A 19,388-nucleotide genomic window follows, 5' to 3' on the forward strand; every position below is an offset into this window, starting at 1 on the left:
TCGATTTCGAAATACGGAGTCTTGTTTTTTTCACGGTTTTTTTCTAAATTGAATCGATAAGCAACCTGCAGCCATGGTATGTCACTATCTGGCTCTGGCGTTTTGTCGGGCGTGTAGCTCAGGGGTAGAGCATCTGCCTTTTAAGCAGAGGGTCGATGGTTCGAGACCATCCACGCTCACACTGGCAGATCAGAGACCGGAGATTGGCGTGGCGTCAGCCGGGAGCAGCACGTGATGTGGAGAGGATAGATTTTGCATTTGCCATTGCCCGGATGGTGGAATTGGCAGACACACCGTCTTGAGGGGGCGGCGCTCGAAAGAGCATACGAGTTCAAGTCTCGTTCCGGGCACTCCAACGCGTGCAGCATGCTGATTTGCTGCAACACCCCATTGAATAACAACGTTAAGGGACGGAGAGCTACTTCGTCCCTTTTCTGTTCTCAGACTCATTAAGGGTTTGCCCTCGTTGTGGTGTCCTCTGTCTCATGGTGCATGATCTGCGAACTCCTCATTCGTCCATCCCTTGTTACGCCGGGGCCCTCGGTCGTGCCCGATATGTTTGGCGCTTTCTGCATGGGAAGAATTGCACGAGAGTGTCTGCTTGAGTGGAATGGTGCCGCTAGCCCTATGTTTAATCGTATTCAGCAGGGTTACTTTTGATTTTGAGGCTCAGAACAAGTACTTTTCACCAGAAGAATGCAGACCGGTATGCATATTGTCGTTCAAGGGGTTGTGCAGGGGGTTGGTTTCCGGTATTTCGTCCTCCTTCACGCAACCCGGCTGGGACTTAACGGTTGGGTTCGCAATCTCTACAGCAGCGAAGTCGAAATTGAGGTCGAAGGCGATCGATCGATGGTGGAGGAACTGATCAAAGAAATCAAGATTGGCCCTCGATCTGCTCACGTAAAGGACCTGAACATTGAGTGGCAAGAATTCAAAAACCGATTCAAGGGTTTCGAGATCCGCTAAACCATTGGAACTCGTCCCGCGGGTGGGCATCGGGTATGATGTTCACGTGTTCGCTCCGGGCAGGAAACTCATCCTCGGGGGAGTCCACATTCCCTACCGGCTCGGTCTGCTCGGTCACTCTGACGCTGACGTTTTGCTGCACGCATTATGCGACGCTATTCTAGGTGCGGCGGCCCTCGGTGACATCGGAAATCACTTCCCCAATACGAACCCCAAGTACAAAAACATATCAAGCCTCTTGTTGTTACGCAGTGTAGGACGGATGATCGCGAATCATGGATTTCGCATCGTCCATCTTGATGCCACGATCATATTGCAGCAGCCAAAGGTTCTCCGGCATTCGGCGAAGATGATCAAGAACATCGCCGAAGCACTGACTGTCGAACCTGGGCGCGTTTCCATCAAGGCGACAACGAATGAAGGTCTCGGGTTTGTTGGCAGGGGAGAAGGGTGTGCCGCTCTTGCAACCGCAACTCTTGCCTCCTCCAGAACCTGAAAGCACTCAGTGGAAGAACTCATTCGCCACCTCGCAGCCATCAACCCCGTTTGGGTGTATCTATCCGTTTCGGGATTCGCCTTTCTCGAAAACATGTTTCCCCCGCTTCCAAGCGATGTGCTTATCCTCTTCGTCGGTTCGCTCGTCGGCGTCGGGTCCGTTGATTTCACCGTCGCCTTGATTGCCACAACCCTCGGCAGCACAGCCGGGTTTGTTGCTATGTACAAGCTAGGTGACTGGTTTGGACTGAGAATCCTGGAGACCGGAAAGATTCCCTTTATTCCAGTTGAAAACGTTCATAAAGTTGAACGATGGTTCAGAAAGTACGGGTACTTTCTCATCGTAGTGAATCGGTTCCTGACCGGTACGCGTGCGGTGATATCGTTCTTCGCAGGCATGTCGGAACTTCCGCTTACGGCGACAGCCAGCCTGTCGTTCGTCAGCGCTCTTGTGTGGAATTTCCTTCTCCTGTTTGCCGGAAAAGAACTTGGTGAGAATTGGCCGCTGATCGGATCTTACCTGGCGGCGTACAGCAAGGTTCTTACATTCGTTCTCCTCCTGGTCGTATTCCTCCTCATTGTTTGGTTTTTGTACAAGAATATGAACCGGACGAATGGCGCAAAGAAGTCGACTTGAAGTGATGACTGACGGAGTTGCACTTGGATGAATTTCTCCTGGAGTTGGACCGAAGCCTGTTCTATTTCTGCAACCAGAGCTTGTGTAACTGGCTCTTCGACACCATCCTTCCGTTTGTTACCGATCTGAACAAGAAGCCGGTCGCACTCGTCATCGTTGGAATCTTGTGGTTGCTTCTCTTGACGAAAGGGGGGCGCCACGGCCGCATCGCGGCTCTGCTCCTCATTCCAACCATTGCGATCAGCGATCAGTTCAGCAGCTCCGTGCTCAAGTATTTGATCGAACGGGTCCGTCCATGCAACGAACTTCCGGATGTCCGCCTGCTCGTCGGATGCGGAAGCGGCTATTCCTTCCCGTCATCGCATGCCGTCAATAACTTTGCGGCCGCGATCGTGCTGGCGTACTTCCTCCCACGATGGACGTGGGCATTCTTCTCGTTTGCCGGTGTGGTGGCCTTTTCCAGGGTATACGTCGGGGTTCACTACCCGTCCGATGTTATCGGCGGGGCTGTGATCGGCCTGTTTATCGGCGGCTGCATCATCGCCATGTACCGCGTGGCGGAGGAATGGTGGGTGCAACGATACAGCCGAATGTCAGAGGTCAGGAAATGACAACGCCATCATCCGATCAGCTTGCCATCCACAGTTCCTGGCACCGCTTAGCCCTTGCCGTCGCGTCAGGCGTGATGTTGGGCATATCCTTTCCGCCATCGCCTGTTCATTCATTTGCGTATGTAGGTCTCATCCCTCTCTTGTTGCTCCTCGAAACGCTTGACACAACGTGGCACAAACTCAAATACTCCTACGTTGCGTTCTTCATTCTTCACGCGCTGACGTTGTATTGGATCGGCGGGTTCGTCGTGGGAAAAGATCCGTGGATGATGATTGCAGGGGGAGCGGTTCTTCTCATCCATCCGCTCTTCTACGTGTTTGTGATCTATCTCTTTGTCCATGTCCGGAAGCGTCTCGGACTTATTGCAGCTCTCGTGTTTTTCCCCCTTGCGTGGATAGCGTACGAGTATTCTCATTCTCTCAGTGAAGTTTCCTTCCCATGGATTACTCTGGGCAACAGTCAGGCGTATGATCTCCGGAGGATCCAGATTGCGGAATTTACTTCGACGTACGGAATTTCATATCTCGTCCTTTGCTTCAATGGGTTAGGATTTGTTCTCATCTCGAACCTCGCAACCGGCAGATGGGGCTTCCGTTCCAGACCTTCTGTGATCGCGCTCGGAGTGCTTCTCGCGATATACTTTCTGCCGTGGCTCTATGGCAGCATCGTGATGAAGACGTACGTCGCAGAAAGCGAACCAGGCACACTCAGCGTCGGAATTGTTCAACCGAACATCGATCCATGGGAGAAATGGAGTTCGTCGGGAGCCAGCCCCTGGGCCTATTATGAGAGACAGCTCGAGAACTTCGTAGGCGAAACAAAGACGCTCGCGCGGAATCGGCTGGATCTCATCGTATGGCCTGAGACGGCGATACCATTTCGGATTCTCCTTCCGGGCAACCAGATGTACTTGCATTGGCTTCGGCAGAACCTGGACTCAACCGGCAGTGCTGTTCTGACGGGGCTGCCCTACACCGTCTTTTACGACAGCGCACATGCTCCCGTGACTGCATCCCATGATCCGGTTCGCAAGAAGTATTTTGATGACTTCAACTCGACCGCTCTCTTTGTTCCGGGTCGCGAGGTTGTTCCCGTGTACAAGAAGATAGTGCTGGTTCCATTCGCAGAGCGCATTCCGTATGCGGATGTGTTCAGATTTCTCATCGAGCCGTTAAAGTGGAATGTCGGTATCGGCATGTGGGGAAAGGGTACCGACACGACGCTGTTCGGGTTGCCGACAGCGGGGAAATCGGAGACGAAGTTCGCCTCAATGATATGCTATGAGTCCGTATATCCGAATTTTGTTCGCACATTTGTTCAGCGGGGGGCTCAATTCCTCGTCATTGTCACCAATGACAGCTGGTGGGGTAACACGCCTGGCGCATATCAGCACGCAAGTCTTGCCTCGATACGTGCGATTGAAAACCGGAGGTGGATCGTGCGCGCAGCGAATGGCGGAATTTCAGGCTTCATCGATCCCGCTGGCGGATTTCACAACGAGACGCGGCTCTATACGACCGCAGCGTTTCATGGAACCATTGAGCCGCGGGCGGAGTTGACTTTTTATGCCCGTCACGGGGACATTTTCGCGCAGGTATGTGCTTTGTGTGCGGCGGTTATCTTAGTCCTGACATTTCTCCCACAACGAAAGCCGAAGAACAGCGATGAGCGCATCGATCATTGATCTACGGAGCGACACCATCACAAAACCGACAGAAGCGATGCGCCATGCGATGGCTCTTGCTCCTGTGGGTGACGACGTCTTTGCTGAGGATCCGACCGTCAATCTTTTGCAGCAAAAGGTGGCTGCGCTTCTCGGAAAGCCTGCCGCCTTGTACGTCCCCTCAGGCGTCATGTCGAATCAATTGGCGCTCAACGCGCACACGCAACCTGGCGATGAGGTGATCGTCGAGAAGGAATCCCACATCTTCAACTACGAGACGGCTGCTCCATCGATTCTATCGAACGTTCAGCTCTATCTTATCACGGGCGAGCGTGGCATACTCAAGGTTGATCAATTGCCCCCGGCCGTGCGCTCCGACGCGTACTACATGCCCCGAACGAGACTTATCTGCCTGGAGAATACTCACAATCGCGCCGGAGGGACGATTTATCCCATCGAGGAGATCAGAAAGATCCGGGATTTCGCGAAATCCCGGGGTATTCGCATGCATCTCGACGGGGCAAGACTCTGGAATGCTTCGATGGCAACCGGAATCTCTCCTCTGGAATACGCACAGTACTTTGACACGGTGTCAGTCTGTTTTTCAAAAGGCCTCGGGGCACCCGTCGGATCTGCGCTCGTCGGATCGGATGAGGTCATTCAGCGCGCCCGACGGTTTCGCAAGATACTCGGTGGCGGTATGCGACAAGCTGGTATCATTGCGGCGGGGGCACTGTATGCGCTCGAGCATCACATCGATCGCCTGAAGGAAGATCACGAGAAGGCCCGGCTCTTCGCTGAACGCATCGCCGTGAACCCGTTACTGGGAATCGACCTCAAGTACGTTCAAACAAACATTGTCGTCTTTGATGTTTCCGCGACTGGAAAGACAACAGGTGAGATCCTCGATGCGTTGAGGGCTAAGAATGTGCTTCTCACCGATGCGAACTACACGTCTCTTCGAGCCGTGACCCATCTCGATGTCACGGCTGATCAGGTTATGCATGCGGCCGATATCGTCGCTGGTATCGCGCGATCTTGAGTCCGCTCATGGAGAAGGAACAATTTAAATATCGTTCACAGATCCAGGTCAGGAGTTATGAAGTGGACTGGCAGGGGATTGTCCACAATACAAACTATCTCCGGTTCTTTGAGGTCGGCCGTATAGAGGACCTGAAGCACATTGGCGCGACCGTCGATATGAAATCGATACAAGGCAACGGCAAGATCGTGCTTGTGCGAAATGAAATTGATTACCTCTCTCCGGCGTCTTTTGATGAATTGCTGAATGTGTCTACGCGTGTTTCCCTTGTGAAGAACACGAGTTTCATCATGGAAGGCCTGATGGAACGAGCGCACGGGGGACAGGTGGTGTCCAGCAATGTCGCATTTCATGTATGGCTCGACCCGGACACTGACCGTCCGATAACCATCCCTGATGAATTTCGCAAACTCGTACAGAACTTCGAGGGAGAGCAGTGCCAGATCATCTGGCCATCGCTCGATGTGTAGTTGACCCGGTCACTATCTCAATGACGACGTTCGAAGAATTCAAGCAGTTAAGCAGCGGGGGCAATGTCATCCCCGTCTACGAAACACTTCTTGCCGACACAGAGACGCCAGTCTCCGTCTATCTCAAGATACAGCAGGAAAGTCCCTACTCGTTTCTTCTGGAAAGCGTGGAAGGCGGCGACCAGGTTGGACGCTACTCGTTCATCGGCTTCAATCCCTTCATGAGATTCTCCATTCAGGGGAAGAAGTTCAGCCTGGATACGTTCCACGATGACGTGAAGGTCTTGCCGGGCCTCGTGTCGCAGGATGACCATCCCCTCGTCGCTCTCAAGAAAATCTTCTCACATATCAAAACTGTCCGAAGTCCCGGACTTCCGCGCCTTTCGGGCGGGGCGGTGGGGTATTTCGGGTATGAGAGCGTGCAGCTCGTTGAGGATGTTCCTGTCATCCATCAGGACGAATTTGCTCTGCCTGATGCATTACTCCTTTTCTACGATGTAGTGCTTGTCTTCGATAATTTGCAGCGTCGGATTTTCCTTGTGTCCAATGCCTACCTCCCGGCGGAAGGGCGATCGGAACAGGTGCTGTTCTCCGAATACCAAAAGGCAACATCGGAAATCGCTCTTTTGAAACAGCTCTTGCGCCGTCCCGCAGCACCTGAGATTGGCACGGCTGAACTTCATGGACAAATGAAACGGGTGACGGAGAAGGAGCACTATTGTGCCGCGGTCGAGCGTTCACGGGAGTATATTGTTGAAGGTGACATTTTTCAGGTCGTGCTTTCTCAGCGGCTCGAGCAGGATGCTACCGTCGCACCATTCGATCTGTACCGGGCGCTGCGTATGATCAACCCGTCCCCGTACATGTATTATCTGCAGTGCAAGGACTTCAGTATCATTGGGGCCTCACCTGAAATGCTCGTCCGCGTCGAAGATGGAGATGTCGAGACAAGACCGATCGCCGGTACCCGACGAAGGGGGGTGACGCGCGAAGAGGATGACCGCCTTGAAAAGGAGCTGATCGACGACCCGAAGGAACGTGCCGAACACTTGATGCTGGTCGATCTCGGGCGCAATGACCTCGGGCGAATCTGTTTGTACGGAAGCGTGCGTGTCGAGCAGTACATGTCGGTCGAAAAGTATTCGCATGTCATGCATCTTGTTACGAGTGTACACGGCACGCTCCGCCCTGACTTGACTCAGATCTACGCCCTCTTTTCGTGTTTCCCTGCCGGAACCCTTACTGGGGCTCCGAAAATCAGGGCAATGGAGATCATCGCTGAACTCGAGAAGCTTCACCGTGGAGTCTATGGCGGAGCTGTGGCATACATCGATTTCTCCGGCAATCTCGATTCCTGCATCGCCATACGAACAATGGTGATGAAAGGGAAGGTACTTCGCTTCCAGGCGGGAGCGGGCATCGTGTATGACTCGAAACCGGAACGCGAGTATGAGGAAACGATGGAAAAGCTCCGCGCCAACCTGAAATCACTCGAAATGTTGACCAGTTCCGAACATATGAACCGGAAGCCTTGAATGGTTCTTGTCATCGACAATTATGACTCGTTCACGTACAATCTCGTCCAATATGTGGGGGAGATGGGTGAAGCGCTGACCGTCGTCAGGAACGATCGGATAACAGTACCGGAAATCCGGAAACTGAACCCGCGAGCGATCATCCTTTCACCCGGACCTTGCAGGCCTTCCGACGCCGGCGCGACCGTAGAGGTTGTGCGCCAGCTTCACAAGGAATATCCAATTCTCGGAGTCTGTCTGGGACATCAGGCAATCGGTGAAGCGTTGGGGGGCAGGGTTGTCAAGGCAGAGCAAATCTTCCATGGAAAGACCTCGCTCGTCCATCACACGGGACATGAAATCTTTGCGGACATCCCATCTCCGTTTACCGCCGCACGTTATCACTCACTGATCGTAGAGAAAGTCACTCTCCCCCTGTGCCTTGAAGTGACTGCCTGGACGCCTGAGGGAGTGATCATGGGACTCCGCCACAGAGAACATCCAACGTTCGGAGTTCAGTTTCACCCCGAGTCGATTGCGACCGAGCACGGCAAGCAGATCCTCAGGAATTTCCTCTCAACGAATTAGCTGTGCACATTGTATGCTCAGAAAGGTCAGTTATGGATTCTTCCCACGGCGTATCTGATCATGACGCGAAGCAGGACATCCAGCTTCGATCTCTCATCAACGCGCAGGATGACGTTTGGCGGATATTTCGAGTGATGGCGGAATTCGTCGACGGCTTCACGCTCCTGTCGAAGCAAGATAATCTTGTTTCGATCTTCGGGTCTGCACGCACGAAGTCGGGTACCCCGTACTATGAGCTGGCTGAAAGCGTGTCGCGGGAGCTCGTGAAGAGGGGCTTCAACATTCTGACAGGAGGGGGGCCAGGAATCATGGAAGCGGGGAACAAGGGGGCACGGGATCAGGGGGGTGGATCGGTCGGGGCCAACATTGAGCTCCCGCATGAGCAAAGCTCCAATCCTTATATTGACAAAAACCGACTAGTAACGTTCCGGCACTTTTTTGTCCGAAAAGTGATGTTCGTGAAGTACGCTCACGGATTCATCGTGCTCCCCGGCGGGTTGGGTACACTCGATGAGTTCTTCGAGGCAGTCACACTTATTCAGACGAAGAAGACGCGCCCCTTCCCGGTGATTCTGATGGGGTCAGGCTATTGGAATGGGCTCATCGACTGGATTCGCAACGTGGTTCTTCCCGCTGGAAACATCTCTCCTGATGACCTGTCCTTGTTTCGGATTGAGGACGACCCGGCAAAAGCAGCTGAAATTGTTGAGGTTTTTTACAGAGAGAACAAGATGATCACGAATTTCTAAAGCGAAATCGCTTGCATATTACCGGGGGTTTGTCTATCTTAATATCACCTCGCAGTAGAAATAGCCCGCCTCATCGGGCTATTTTTTTTGGAATCCGGAGAAATGACTGAAATCCTAGAAAAAATGAGGGTCTTGCTTTCGCCCATCCTCGAAGAACACGAGGCTTTTCTGGCTGATCTGTTGATTCGGAGCGAGCGGGGAGGAAAGCTCATTCAGGTTTTCGTGGACACCGACAAGGGAATCACGATCGAGGAATGCGCATCGGTCAGCCGTCTGTTTGCCCACGAGCTTGATCGGAGCGATTTGATTCAGGGTCCGTACCGGCTTGAAGTTTCATCCCCCGGGATTGACAAACCGCTTCGGATGTTGAGGCAGTACAACAAGAATATTGGAAGGCGTTTCAAGGTTCTTTATCAATCAGTCGGATCGCCGGTGACAGTTGTTGGAACACTTCTCTCAGTGGGAGAAGGCGCACTGACGTTTGAGACCGAGGCAGGTTCGACGACGACGCTTGAATTCACCAAGATTATCGAATCCAAAGAAGAACTGCCCTGGTAGCAGTTCAGTAAAGAGTATATTGTCCGGAGGTTTTCATGAATCACGAAATAGTCGAATCATTTGCCCAAATGGTTCGCGAAAAAGGCATCGATAAGGATATCCTCGTCGGCATTGTCGAAGATATCTTTGGGATGATGGTCCGCAAGAAATACGGCCCGACTGCCAAATTCGATGTCGTTGTGAATATGGACAAGGGGGATATCGAAATCTACCTTGAGCGGGAAGTCGTCGAAGAGGTCGTGGACCCGGTCATGCAGATCGATATGAAGGAAGCCCGGAAGAAATCGGGCGAAGATATGGATGTGGGGGAGGAGTTTGTTGAGATCATCCCGCTTGAGAGTTTTGGGCGAAGACTTGTCGTCAGTGCGAAGCAGAATCTCAACCAGCGCATCAAGGAGATTGAGCGCGAAGCGATCTACAACGAATACTCGACTTCGCTTGGCGAAATCGTCGTTGGAGAAATCTATCAGATTCGCAAAGGAAAGGGTGAGATTCTTGTCATTCACAACAAGAACGAGTTGATCATACCCCGGAGCGATCAGATTTACAAGGAACGCTACAAGAAGGGCGACACAATTCGCGCTGTGGTCAAAGAAGTGCGAAAGGGGGCTGGGAACCCGGTGGTGATCATCTCGCGCACCGATCCGCAGTTCCTGATGCGCCTCTTCGAGATCGAAATTCCTGAAATTTATGACGGCATTATCGAAATCAAGGCTATCGCACGTGAACCAGGCGATCGCGCAAAAGTCGCAGTGTTGTCGCATGATGACCGCGTCGATGCTGTCGGCGCCTGCGTCGGCATGAAGGGCGTGAGAATTCACGCAATCGTGCGGGAACTCAACAACGAGAACATCGATGTGATTAATTGGAGCGATGACGCGCTTGTGTTCATCACGCGTTCGCTGTCTCCTGCAAAGCTGAAAGAAATCCAGATCGACAAGGAGGCGAAGAAGGCAAACGTGACTGTGGCGGCCGATCAGGTTTCTCTGGCCATCGGTAAGAATGGTCAGAACGTCCGCCTTGCTTCCAAGCTCACTGGTTATGACATCCAGCTGATCAAGGAAGGTGGAGAAGACGAAGAGTACGACATGGATCTTTCCGAATTCCGCGAGGAATTGGGTGATGTCATGTTCCACAAGTTCTTCGATGAAGGCTATGAATCAGTGCACGATGTCATCGACACGACAGTCGATGAGCTCGTAAACACTCTTGGGATCGAGAAGGAGAGAATCGAAGAAATCGTTGCCCTCCTGAAGAAAGGTCTCGAAGACGCAGAAATTGAGGACGCTGAGGAATCCGGCGAAGCCATCGCTCCTGCAGCGCAGCCTGAAGCTCCGAGTGCAGAACTTACATCGGAGACCACAGAGCCGGCAGCTGATACGGGCGCAGCGGAAACAACCGAGGCGGCGAACGATGCGGATGCGTCGGAGAAAACGGAGTCAGCAAGCGATCCGGATGAATCGAAAAAGGCGGAAGCAACCGAGCCGCCTGAGAACGAAGAAAAGCAACCGCAGTAGCAGCATCACGTGTACTTCAGTACTCAGAACGGACAAAAATCTGCATGGCTGAAACTGCAGCTAAGAAAATCAAAATATACAAGCTCGCGACCGAGCTGAATCTTTCTAGCGAGACGTTGATTGAGTTCTTGCACAAGAAGGGTTTTGAGGTGAAGAGTCACATGTCCTCGGTGGACGACGATATGCTGTCCGCCGTGATGGGACATTTCAAGAAAGAAAAAGACGTCGCGGAACGGCATCAGCGCAAACTCCAGGAATTCCGGACGTCCCGCAAGAAGGAGCCGACCGAGAAGACTGAAAAGAAGCCCGCGGTCGAGGAAGTACATGCTCCTCCGGCTCCTGTCGAGGAAGTCCCGCTGGTTGAGCCGATGGAAGAAGTGCCGCCGAGCACCGAGGAAGCAGCGGTAGAAACCGTTGTGACGCCAGAGACTGCTGAGTCTGCGTCGCCCGTGGTTGCTGAAGATGTCCCGCTAGTCCCGGAAGGGACGGCCGCAACCGAAACTGTTGAGACGCCCCCCGTGGCACCGCGCGTGAGGAAACCTCTGACGCCGCTCGAGCAGGCGATGGCCCGTCCTAGGATGGGTCTGACGATCAAGGGGAAAATGGAAATTGCCCGTCCGGCGCCAGTGACTGCCGCGGCGGAAGAGTCAGAGGAAGACAAGAAGAAGAAGAAAAAGAAGAAGAAGAAAGTTCGTGAGGAGGCAAAGAAGGTCCCCGGACGTGCGGCGCCGGCTGACGAAGAAGCCGAAGTGAAGGGGAAGAAGCGCAAGAAATCGCGGCATGCAGAAGTCGATGAGATGCAGGTGGAAAAGGCTATCCGTGAAACGCTGGCAGAAATGACAGACGATTCACTGGGTTCACGCGCCGCGATACGGAAGAAACGAAAGAAAGAGCGGGAGGAGGAAGAACAACGCCTCCTGGAAGAAAAAGAACGCGACAAGATGCACATTCGCGTTACCGAATTTGTTACGGTCGGAGAGTTGGCAGATTTGATGCGCGCATCCGTCGCAGAGGTTATTCAGAAATGTATGACCTTGGGCATCATGGTGTCGATTAACCAGAGACTGGAAAAGGACACGATTCAGCTCGTCGCCGATGAATTTGGCTACACGGTTGGCTTTGAGTCTGAATTCACGTCCGATGTCCTTTCCGATACCGACGATGATGTCGAAGACCTGAAACCCCGTGCTCCGGTCGTCACGATCATGGGGCACGTCGATCACGGGAAAACGTCCCTGTTGGATTATATCAGAAGGGCAAACGTCGTTGCAGGCGAAGCTGGCGGAATCACGCAGCACATCGGCGCATATGAAGTAACACTTGATGGCGGGAAGCAAATTACGTTTCTTGACACACCCGGCCACGAAGCGTTTACAGCGATGCGTGCGCGTGGAGCCCAGGTGACGGACATCGTCGTCCTCGTCGTTGCGGCAGATGACAATGTGATGCCTCAGACTGTTGAAGCTATCAGTCACGCTCAGGCGGCTGCTGTGCCAATCGTTATCGCGATCAACAAAACGGACAAGGGGGATGCCAACCCGGACCGGATTCGGCAGCAACTTTCGGAAAAGGGAGTCCTCGTCGAAGAATGGGGCGGAAAACATCAGGCCGTCGAACTATCGGCGAAGACCGGCAAAAACGTCGATCAATTGCTTGAACGAATTCTCCTTGAAGCGGAAGTTCTTGAGCTCAAGGCGAACCCGGACAGGCTCGCCCGTGGTGTTGTCGTGGAATCTGAACTCGACCGGGGGAAGGGTATCGTCGCAACTGTTCTCGTTCAGAAGGGATCTCTCCGCATCGGTGATTCGTTCATCTGTGGGATCTGGAGCGGCCGGGCCCGCGCAATGTTCGACGAACGGGGCAAACGTGTCGAAGTCGCTCATCCGTCGCAGCCCGTCCAGCTCATTGGCTTTGACGGGATTCCGCAAGCGGGAGACGATCTTGTCGTTCTCGAGAACGATCGCGAGGCACGCGAAATCAGCAATAAGCGCCAGCAGCTGAAGCGGGAACAGGACTTCCGCCAGCGGAGAATGATCACGTTGGATGACATCTCCAAGCAGATCAAGGAAGGTCAGGTCAAGGATCTCCCGATTATCGTCAAGGGCGACGTCGACGGCTCTGTTGAGGCCCTTTCTGATTCTCTCATGAAGCTCTCAACAGGCGAAGTGAAAGTGCAGGTTATTCACAAGGGAGTTGGCGGCATCTCTGAATCCGATGTCCTTCTTGCGGCAGCCTCGCGGGCGGTTATCATCGGTTTCCATGTTCGACCAAACCTGAATGCCCGTCGTCTGGCTGAGTCCGAAGAAGTAGACATTCGTCTTTACAGTATTATTTATGACGCTATCAATGAGGTCAAGAGCGCACTCGAAGGTATGCTTGCACCGTCACTGTCCGAGCAGGTGCTTGCGACGGTTGAGGTTCGGGATGTGTTCAAGATCTCGAAAATCGGCACCATCGCAGGATGCTACGTGCAGGATGGCAAAATCGTTCGTAATAACAAAGTTCGCCTGGTTCGGGACGGTCTTGTGGTTTTCGACGGCGGTATTTCCTCGCTGAAGCGTTTCAAGGAAGACGTGAGGGAAGTCGAGCAGGGGTTCGAGTGCGGCATCGCTTTGGAAGGGTTCAATGACATCAAGGCGGGCGACACGGTCGAAGCGTACACGATCGTAGAAACAAAGCGGAAGTTGGCGTAACAAGGAGTGATGGCATGTCGGTGCGAACTGAAAAGGTTGCTTCGCTCATCAAAGAAGTCATGAGCGAGATTATACAACAGAATTTTCGGATGGAGGAGTTCGGACTCGTCACGGTGACGGAAGTCCGGATGAGCCAGGATCTGAAAATTGCGAAGGTGTTTGTGAGCGTATTCGGGGATGCCGAAAAGAAGAAGAACCTTCTCGCGCATCTCGCAGTGGAAAAGGGATCGATTCGTTCGGAACTTGGCCATAGTCTCAATCTCAAGTTTACGCCGACGCTCTCGTTTTATCTCGATGAATCACTCGACTACGCGATGCGAATCGAAGATTTGCTCAACAAGATCCACAAGGATTCGCCCGGCACGAAGGAGGAATGAAGGCATGGCGGTCGCCTCTCATCACGCTCCGGAGGTCCAGGATGACGGAGAAATCCTTCTCTTGGACAAGCCGCTGGACTGGACTTCGTTTGACGTTGTACACAGGGTACGGCAGTGGCTGGGGATTAAGAAGGTTGGACACGCGGGGACTCTGGATCCGAGGGCGACGGGGCTCTTGATCGTGTGTACGGGGCGGCAGACAAAGCAAATTGATTCGTTTGCGATCCTCGACAAAGAGTATACCGGGACATTCGAGCTTGGCATACGGACGCCAAGTTTTGATATGGAGACTGAAGTGACCGAGGGGGGTGAGTTTGCCGGGATATCACTCGAAGGCCTCAAGACCGCCATCGAAGGATTCACAGGCCGGCAACTGCAGACCCCGCCAATGTATTCGGCGGTAAAGTACCATGGGAAACCACTTTATAAGTACGCACGAAAAGGAAAGACAATCGAGCGGCAGGCGAAAGAAATCGATGTGAAGGAGTTCTCGGTGTTGTCCTTCGTTCCCCCGGTTGTCGCGTTTCGGGTTGCATGCTCCAAAGGGACTTACATCCGGTCACTTGTCAGTGACCTTGGAGAAAGACTCGGTTGCGGTGCCGCTTTGACCTCTCTCAGGCGAACCCGCATCGGGAAGTACTCAGTTGAAGACGCGATGACGATTGAACAGCTGGACAAGGTTCATGCGGAGAGAGTGAGCATGCAGAGTGTGAGTGATGGACATCGTATTCCAGCCTGACGAAGTTGAATATCTCAAGAACTCCGTTGTAAGTGTTGGCACCTTTGACGGAGTCCACCTGGCTCACCAGCAGCTTCTTCGTGAAGTTGTGGAGCGCGCAAAGGCTCGAAAAGGGAGGAGCGTGGTCCTGACGTTTGACCCGCACCCGAAAGAAGTCCTGACAGGGAAGCCAATGCAGCTGCTGACAACCATCGAGGAGCGGCAGCAGATCTGCGAAGGCCTGGGAATCGATATTTTCTACAGAATCGGCTTCACATTCGAGTTCTCCCGCCAGACTTCGCGAGATTTCTACTTGCGCTATGTCGTACAGGGTTCTGGAGTGAGTGAAGTGGTGGAAGGATACGACCACCATTTTGGCCGGGATAGAGAAGGCAGCGTTGAGGAATTGCTTAAGCTTGGCCGTGAATTTGAGTTTTCCGTGGCCGCTCTCAAACCTGTCTATGTCGACGAAGAGATAGTTAGCAGCAGTCAGATTCGACAGAACCTGCTGAACGGGAAAGTTGACCGCGCACAAAGGCTTCTGGGCCGTCCTTACACCGTGAGCGGAGTGGTGGTACGGGGAGACGCGAGGGGGCGGGAGCTTGGTTATCCGACGGCGAACCTACAGCTTACGCACCACAAACTCGTTCCCCAGGACGGGATCTACTTGAGGGTGACCTCTACGGAAAGACGCTCGCCGTACAGTTCCTTAGGAGGCTCAGGGAGGAACGCAAGTTCGACGGTGCACACCAGTTGATCGATCAGATGCGCCGCGACGAGGCGCAGAGCAGATTGCTAGTGCTGGAGTATAAGTCGAAGGTTGTGAGGTAAAGTCTTACAGCGTTTAAAGTAACAATGCATTACTCATTAGCTCACTTTAAGGAGTCGCAATGTCAATCACCAAGGAACAAAAGGCGGAGCTCATCAAGAAGTTTGGAAAGAGCCCCACAGATACCGGAAACCCCGAGGTCCAGATTGCAATACTGACCTCTCATATTAACATGTTGTCACCTCACCTCGAGAGCCACAAAAAGGACCATCATGGCCGTGCCGGGCTGTTGAAGCTGGTGGGCAAGCGCAGAAGGCTTCTCGAATATCTCACAAAAAAAGACATTAATCGATATCGCAAGATCATCCAAGAGCTTGAAATCCGCAAATAGTTTGCGGATAGTCGAGTTCTCATCCCGAGCTGCATATGCAGCTCTCATTGAAAGAAAGAAGCATGTACTATGGTCGTGACTAAAGAAGTTGAAGTTGGCGGCAAGACGTTCTCATTCGAGACCGGCCGCTTCGCAAAGCAAGCCGACGGCGCCGTCATGGTCCGTTACGCCGACACAATGGTGTTGGCGACGGTTGTAAGTGCCAAGGAAATGAAAGAAGGGCAGGATTACTTCCCGCTCCAGGTGGAATACCGCGAAAGGACATCCGCTGTGGGCAAGATCCCGGGAGGATTCTTTAAGCGCGAAGGACGCCCGACAGAAAAGGAAATCCTCTCTTCAAGGCTTATCGATCGGCCAATCCGGCCAATGTTCCCGGAGGGGTACTTCAACGAAACACAGATCCTCGTCACAGTCTATTCATCTGACTCCCAGCACGACGGCGATGTGCTCGGAGCCTGCGCTGCATCTGCGGCGCTGATGGTCTCAGATGCCCCGTTTGATGGGCCAATCGCGGAAGTCCGCATCGGACGGATCGACGGCAAGTTCGTGATCAATCCGACTCACGATGAGCTTGAGCACAGCGATCTTGATGCAACTGTCGCCGGAACTCTCTCCTCCATCGTGATGGTCGAGGGGGAATCGAAAGAGATCTCCGAATCGGAAATGGTCGATGCTTTGCGCGTCGCTCATGAATCCATCAAGATCCTCTGTCAGGCTCAAGTTGATTTTGCGAAAGAGATCGCTAAAGCCAAGCGCGCTGTAGTCATAACGCAACATCCTGAAGCATTGCTTGCGGATGTAAAGCAGCTTGGTGGAGCAAGAATCAAGGAGCTTAGCCGGACAGTCCTCGCCAAGGAAGCCCGCTCGGAAGCCACGGGCAAGGTCTACGAGGAGGTCAACAAGGCCCTCGCAGAGAAGTATCCCGATCAGGAGGAAACCATCAACACGATCCTGCACGATCTCGAGTATCATTCAATGCGATCGACGATTCTGGACGAGGGGAAACGGCTCGATGGCCGCGGACTTACAGATATTCGCAAGATCACCTGCGAAATTGGTGTTCTGCCGAGAACGCACGGATCGGCCCTTTTCACAAGGGGCGAGACGCAGAGTCTGACGACTGCTACCCTCGGAACGAAACTCGATGAGCAGAAACTTGAAGGTTTAAAGGCTGAAACGACCAAGAGGTTCATGCTGCACTATAACTTCCCGCCGTTCAGCGTCGGCGAAGTTGGTCGGTTCACAGGCCCGGGGCGCAGAGAAATCGGACACGGTAATCTGGCTGAACGCTCACTTAAGAACCTGCTTCCTGAGGAAGCCGAATTCCCGTACACTCTCCGCGTCGTATCCGATATCCTCGAATCCAACGGCTCGTCTTCCATGGCGACCGTCTGTGCCGGCACTCTGGCGTTGTTTGATGCAGGCGTTCCGCTCAAGCGCCCTATCGCCGGTATCGCGATGGGACTTGTAAAGGAAGGGGACAAGATAGCGATCCTCAGCGATATTCTTGGCAACGAGGATCACCTGGGAGATATGGATTTTAAAGTTGCTGGAACTAAGGAAGGCATCACCGCATTCCAGATGGACATCAAGATTCAGGGCATTACCCTCGAGGTGATGGAGAAAGCTCTTGCACAGGCCAAGGCTGGTCGTTTCCACATACTTGATGTGATGAGTCAGTCGCTCGCGGGCCCGCGGCCCGAGCTTTCACAGTACGCGCCGCGTTTGCAGACCATCAAGATCCCCATTGATATGATCGGTGCACTCATTGGTCCCGGCGGTAAGAACATCCGTCAGTTGGTTAAGGACAGCGGTGCTGTGATTAATGTCGAGGATGATGGTACAGTCACCGTTGCGGCTGTCCAGAAAGAATCGGCCGACAAGGCCATGGACTACATTCGCAAGATGTCGGAAATGCCTGAGGTTGGCAAGGTGTATCAGGCGGTTGTGAAGAAGGTCATGGAATTCGGCGCCTTTGTAGAGATTCTTCCTGGCAAGGAAGGGTTGGTCCACATCTCGCAGCTCGACACGAACCGGGTTGAAAAGGTCGAAGACCTTTTCAAAGTGGGCGATTCGCTCGAAGTCAAGTTGATGCTGATTGACTCCGAGGGTCGACTCAACCTCAGTCGCAAGGCTACTCTTCCCGGCGGCGAAAACGCTGAAGAGGAGATGAAAAAGGCACGTGAACGTCGCTCGAGCGGACCGCGAGACAGCCATCGGTCGGATCGCAACCGGCGCTAAGCAACCAGTACGTGACGAGTCAACAATCCTCACACCGACGAACCGCCTCAGCAGGCTGATCAACGTGTGAGGATTTCTTTTTTGGATTGCTATGGATAGAGTGATTTCACAATCCAGAGGTCTCCGCGGGACAGTCTCCGTTCCGGGCGACAAGTCGATCTCCCATCGGGCTCTGATGATCGGAGCGTTGGCGGAGGGATCGTCAGAAATCAGCGGTTTCCTCGACGCAGCTGACCCGCGCAGCACGCTCCATTGTCTGGCTTCGCTCGGCGCCAACTTCCAGATGGAAGGTTCTCTCATCAAGGTGCATGGAACGGGGCTCTCTGGCCTCCGCCCCCCAAAGGAAATCCTCGACGCCGGCAACTCCGGTACAACCATCAGGCTCCTGACGGGTATCCTTGCCGGCCAGCCATTTCGGTCCGCTATCACCGGGGACGATTCTCTTCGGCAGCGCCCGATGAAACGCATCATTGAACCGCTCTCACGGATGGGCGCGAAGATACAGGGATCTGAACTCCAGACGGCTCCGCTGATTATCGAGGGCGTCTCCCCGCTTCACGCGATGGAGTATGCGATGCCGATGTCAAGCGCACAGGTGAAATCGGCAGTCTTGTTGGCGGGCCTTTTCGCCGAGGGTACTACCCGCGTTGTAGAGAAAACCCAAACACGAGATCACACAGAACGAATGCTCGGACTCAAGACGGTGCCTTCCGCCGGGGCCTTCGTTGTTGAAGTGAACGGTGGCATGCAAGTCCCCGCGCAACGATTCCATGTTCCCGGTGATGTATCCTCGGCTGCATTCCTCATTTCGGCAGCACTTCTTGTTCCGAATTCCGAACTTCGCATCCTTAATGTCGGCCTCAACCCAACGAGAACGCGCATCATCGATTTCTTCCGCTCTGTTGGGGGTTCGATCGAGACCGAACGCGAGTCGATCGTGGCGGGAGAACCAATTGGCGATCTTCTTGTCAGGACTTCTCCTCTTCAGGGAAGCGTTGAGCTGCAGGGGAGGCACGTTGCGGAGCTCATTGACGAAATCCCGATACTGTCCGTAACGCTTGCCCTTTCGGGATGCAGCCTCGTCGTCAGGGGAGCCGCGGATCTTCGGCACAAAGAATCCGACAGGATTCGCGCACTTGTTCTGAACCTCCGGAAGACCGGCCTTGAGGTCGAAGAGTATCCGGATGGGTTTGCATTTCAGCCCAAAAACACATTAATTGCGGCCGCATGCGACAGCTTTTCTGACCACCGTATCGCAATGGCGTTTGGTGTGGCCGGACTCGTGCTGAAGGGCAAGACAATGATCAAAGAGTCGGAGTGTGTTGACATCTCTTTTCCATCGTTCTGGCAGCTGCTCGGCAGCCTTGAGCGTCGATAGTATTGGG

19 protein-coding genes and 2 tRNA genes are annotated in these 19,388 nt (G+C 53.5%); all 21 read left to right on the forward strand.

Features of this window, described 5'->3' with window-relative positions; all coding sequences use genetic code 11:
- Positions 1-107: 107 nt before the first annotated feature.
- The 21 genes from NTU47_17840 (at position 108) to aroA (ending at position 19,381) form a co-directional block, all read left to right on the forward strand.
- Positions 108-179 (forward strand) — tRNA-Lys (locus NTU47_17840).
- Between the two features lie 87 nt (positions 180-266).
- Positions 267-350, forward strand: a tRNA-Leu gene (locus NTU47_17845).
- 358 nt (positions 351-708) lie between these two features.
- The gene (locus tag NTU47_17850) at positions 709-969 is read left to right on the forward strand and encodes an acylphosphatase (protein ID MCX6135672.1); all 261 of its coding nucleotides are present in this window, start codon (positions 709-711) and stop codon (positions 967-969) included.
- Positions 970-973: 4 nt separating this feature from the next.
- On the forward strand, positions 974-1,465 hold the full coding sequence (gene ispF, locus NTU47_17855) for a 2-C-methyl-D-erythritol 2,4-cyclodiphosphate synthase (GenBank protein ID MCX6135673.1): 492 nt from the start codon (positions 974-976) through the stop codon (positions 1,463-1,465).
- Between the two features lie 9 nt (positions 1,466-1,474).
- Entirely contained in the window at positions 1,475-2,101 is a 627-nt protein-coding gene (locus NTU47_17860) for a DedA family protein (protein ID MCX6135674.1), read from the forward strand.
- A gap of 23 nt (positions 2,102-2,124) precedes the next feature.
- A complete protein-coding gene (locus NTU47_17865) occupies positions 2,125-2,712 on the forward strand; it encodes a phosphatase PAP2 family protein (GenBank protein MCX6135675.1) in 588 nt (195 codons plus the stop codon).
- Positions 2,709-4,397 (forward strand): apolipoprotein N-acyltransferase, encoded by a 1,689-nt coding sequence (gene lnt, locus NTU47_17870; GenBank protein ID MCX6135676.1) that lies wholly within the window; start codon positions 2,709-2,711, stop codon positions 4,395-4,397. The genes NTU47_17865 and lnt overlap by 4 nt, the downstream gene beginning before the upstream one ends.
- Complete coding sequence (locus NTU47_17875) at positions 4,378-5,418, forward strand: aminotransferase class I/II-fold pyridoxal phosphate-dependent enzyme (protein MCX6135677.1); 1,041 nt, start codon at positions 4,378-4,380, stop codon at positions 5,416-5,418. The genes lnt and NTU47_17875 overlap by 20 nt, the downstream gene beginning before the upstream one ends.
- Before the next feature lie 8 nt (positions 5,419-5,426).
- Positions 5,427-5,888: a thioesterase family protein gene (locus NTU47_17880; GenBank protein MCX6135678.1), complete on the forward strand. Its 462-nt coding sequence runs from the start codon at positions 5,427-5,429 to the stop codon at positions 5,886-5,888.
- The gene (gene trpE / locus NTU47_17885; GenBank protein MCX6135679.1) at positions 5,855-7,423 is read left to right on the forward strand and encodes an anthranilate synthase component I; all 1,569 of its coding nucleotides are present in this window, start codon (positions 5,855-5,857) and stop codon (positions 7,421-7,423) included. Before NTU47_17880 ends, trpE begins: the two co-directional genes overlap by 34 nt.
- Positions 7,424-7,990: an aminodeoxychorismate/anthranilate synthase component II gene (locus NTU47_17890; GenBank protein MCX6135680.1), complete on the forward strand. Its 567-nt coding sequence runs from the start codon at positions 7,424-7,426 to the stop codon at positions 7,988-7,990.
- 32 nt (positions 7,991-8,022) lie between these two features.
- Entirely contained in the window at positions 8,023-8,739 is a 717-nt protein-coding gene (locus NTU47_17895) for a TIGR00730 family Rossman fold protein (protein MCX6135681.1), read from the forward strand.
- Positions 8,740-8,841: 102 nt separating this feature from the next.
- On the forward strand, positions 8,842-9,297 hold the full coding sequence (locus tag NTU47_17900) for a hypothetical protein (protein MCX6135682.1): 456 nt from the start codon (positions 8,842-8,844) through the stop codon (positions 9,295-9,297).
- Positions 9,298-9,332: 35 nt separating this feature from the next.
- Positions 9,333-10,814, forward strand: a complete 1,482-nt coding sequence (gene nusA / locus NTU47_17905) for a transcription termination factor NusA (GenBank protein MCX6135683.1) — start codon at positions 9,333-9,335, stop codon at positions 10,812-10,814.
- A gap of 44 nt (positions 10,815-10,858) precedes the next feature.
- Positions 10,859-13,507, forward strand: coding sequence for a translation initiation factor IF-2 (infB, locus tag NTU47_17910; GenBank protein MCX6135684.1), 2,649 nt, complete (start codon positions 10,859-10,861; stop codon positions 13,505-13,507).
- A 14-nt stretch (positions 13,508-13,521) separates the two neighbouring features.
- The gene (gene rbfA / locus NTU47_17915) at positions 13,522-13,884 is read left to right on the forward strand and encodes a 30S ribosome-binding factor RbfA (GenBank protein MCX6135685.1); all 363 of its coding nucleotides are present in this window, start codon (positions 13,522-13,524) and stop codon (positions 13,882-13,884) included.
- Positions 13,885-13,888: 4 nt separating this feature from the next.
- Positions 13,889-14,623: a tRNA pseudouridine(55) synthase TruB gene (truB, locus tag NTU47_17920; GenBank protein MCX6135686.1), complete on the forward strand. Its 735-nt coding sequence runs from the start codon at positions 13,889-13,891 to the stop codon at positions 14,621-14,623.
- On the forward strand, positions 14,601-15,359 hold the full coding sequence (locus tag NTU47_17925) for a hypothetical protein (GenBank protein ID MCX6135687.1): 759 nt from the start codon (positions 14,601-14,603) through the stop codon (positions 15,357-15,359). Before truB ends, NTU47_17925 begins: the two co-directional genes overlap by 23 nt.
- A gap of 133 nt (positions 15,360-15,492) precedes the next feature.
- Positions 15,493-15,762 carry a 30S ribosomal protein S15 gene (gene rpsO / locus NTU47_17930; GenBank protein MCX6135688.1) on the forward strand — a complete coding sequence of 90 codons (270 nt, stop codon included), beginning with the start codon at positions 15,493-15,495 and terminating at the stop codon, positions 15,760-15,762.
- A 69-nt stretch (positions 15,763-15,831) separates the two neighbouring features.
- Positions 15,832-18,003, forward strand: coding sequence for a polyribonucleotide nucleotidyltransferase (pnp, locus tag NTU47_17935; protein ID MCX6135689.1), 2,172 nt, complete (start codon positions 15,832-15,834; stop codon positions 18,001-18,003).
- A gap of 91 nt (positions 18,004-18,094) precedes the next feature.
- Complete coding sequence (aroA, locus tag NTU47_17940; GenBank protein MCX6135690.1) at positions 18,095-19,381, forward strand: 3-phosphoshikimate 1-carboxyvinyltransferase; 1,287 nt, start codon at positions 18,095-18,097, stop codon at positions 19,379-19,381.
- Positions 19,382-19,388 lie beyond the last annotated feature (7 nt).

It is taken from the genome of Ignavibacteriales bacterium (assembly GCA_026390595.1).
In the GTDB taxonomy this organism is placed as follows: Bacteria; Bacteroidota; Ignavibacteria; order UBA10030; family UBA10030; genus UBA9647.

Coding starts and splice junctions, on each gene's coding strand:
- NTU47_17850 (MCX6135672.1), top strand. CDS start 709: ATGCATATTGTCGTTCAAGGGGTTGTGCAGGGGGTTGGTTTCCGGTAT.
- lnt (MCX6135676.1), top strand. CDS start 2,709: ATGACAACGCCATCATCCGATCAGCTTGCCATCCACAGTTCCTGGCAC.
- NTU47_17875 (MCX6135677.1), top strand. CDS start 4,378: ATGAGCGCATCGATCATTGATCTACGGAGCGACACCATCACAAAACCG.
- NTU47_17880 (MCX6135678.1), top strand. CDS start 5,427: ATGGAGAAGGAACAATTTAAATATCGTTCACAGATCCAGGTCAGGAGT.
- NTU47_17890 (MCX6135680.1), top strand. CDS start 7,424: ATGGTTCTTGTCATCGACAATTATGACTCGTTCACGTACAATCTCGTC.
- NTU47_17895 (MCX6135681.1), top strand. CDS start 8,023: ATGGATTCTTCCCACGGCGTATCTGATCATGACGCGAAGCAGGACATC.
- NTU47_17900 (MCX6135682.1), top strand. CDS start 8,842: ATGACTGAAATCCTAGAAAAAATGAGGGTCTTGCTTTCGCCCATCCTC.
- nusA (MCX6135683.1), top strand. CDS start 9,333: ATGAATCACGAAATAGTCGAATCATTTGCCCAAATGGTTCGCGAAAAA.
- infB (MCX6135684.1), top strand. CDS start 10,859: ATGGCTGAAACTGCAGCTAAGAAAATCAAAATATACAAGCTCGCGACC.
- rbfA (MCX6135685.1), top strand. CDS start 13,522: ATGTCGGTGCGAACTGAAAAGGTTGCTTCGCTCATCAAAGAAGTCATG.
- truB (MCX6135686.1), top strand. CDS start 13,889: ATGGCGGTCGCCTCTCATCACGCTCCGGAGGTCCAGGATGACGGAGAA.
- NTU47_17925 (MCX6135687.1), top strand. CDS start 14,601: ATGGACATCGTATTCCAGCCTGACGAAGTTGAATATCTCAAGAACTCC.
- rpsO (MCX6135688.1), top strand. CDS start 15,493: ATGTCAATCACCAAGGAACAAAAGGCGGAGCTCATCAAGAAGTTTGGA.
- pnp (MCX6135689.1), top strand. CDS start 15,832: ATGGTCGTGACTAAAGAAGTTGAAGTTGGCGGCAAGACGTTCTCATTC.
- aroA (MCX6135690.1), top strand. CDS start 18,095: ATGGATAGAGTGATTTCACAATCCAGAGGTCTCCGCGGGACAGTCTCC.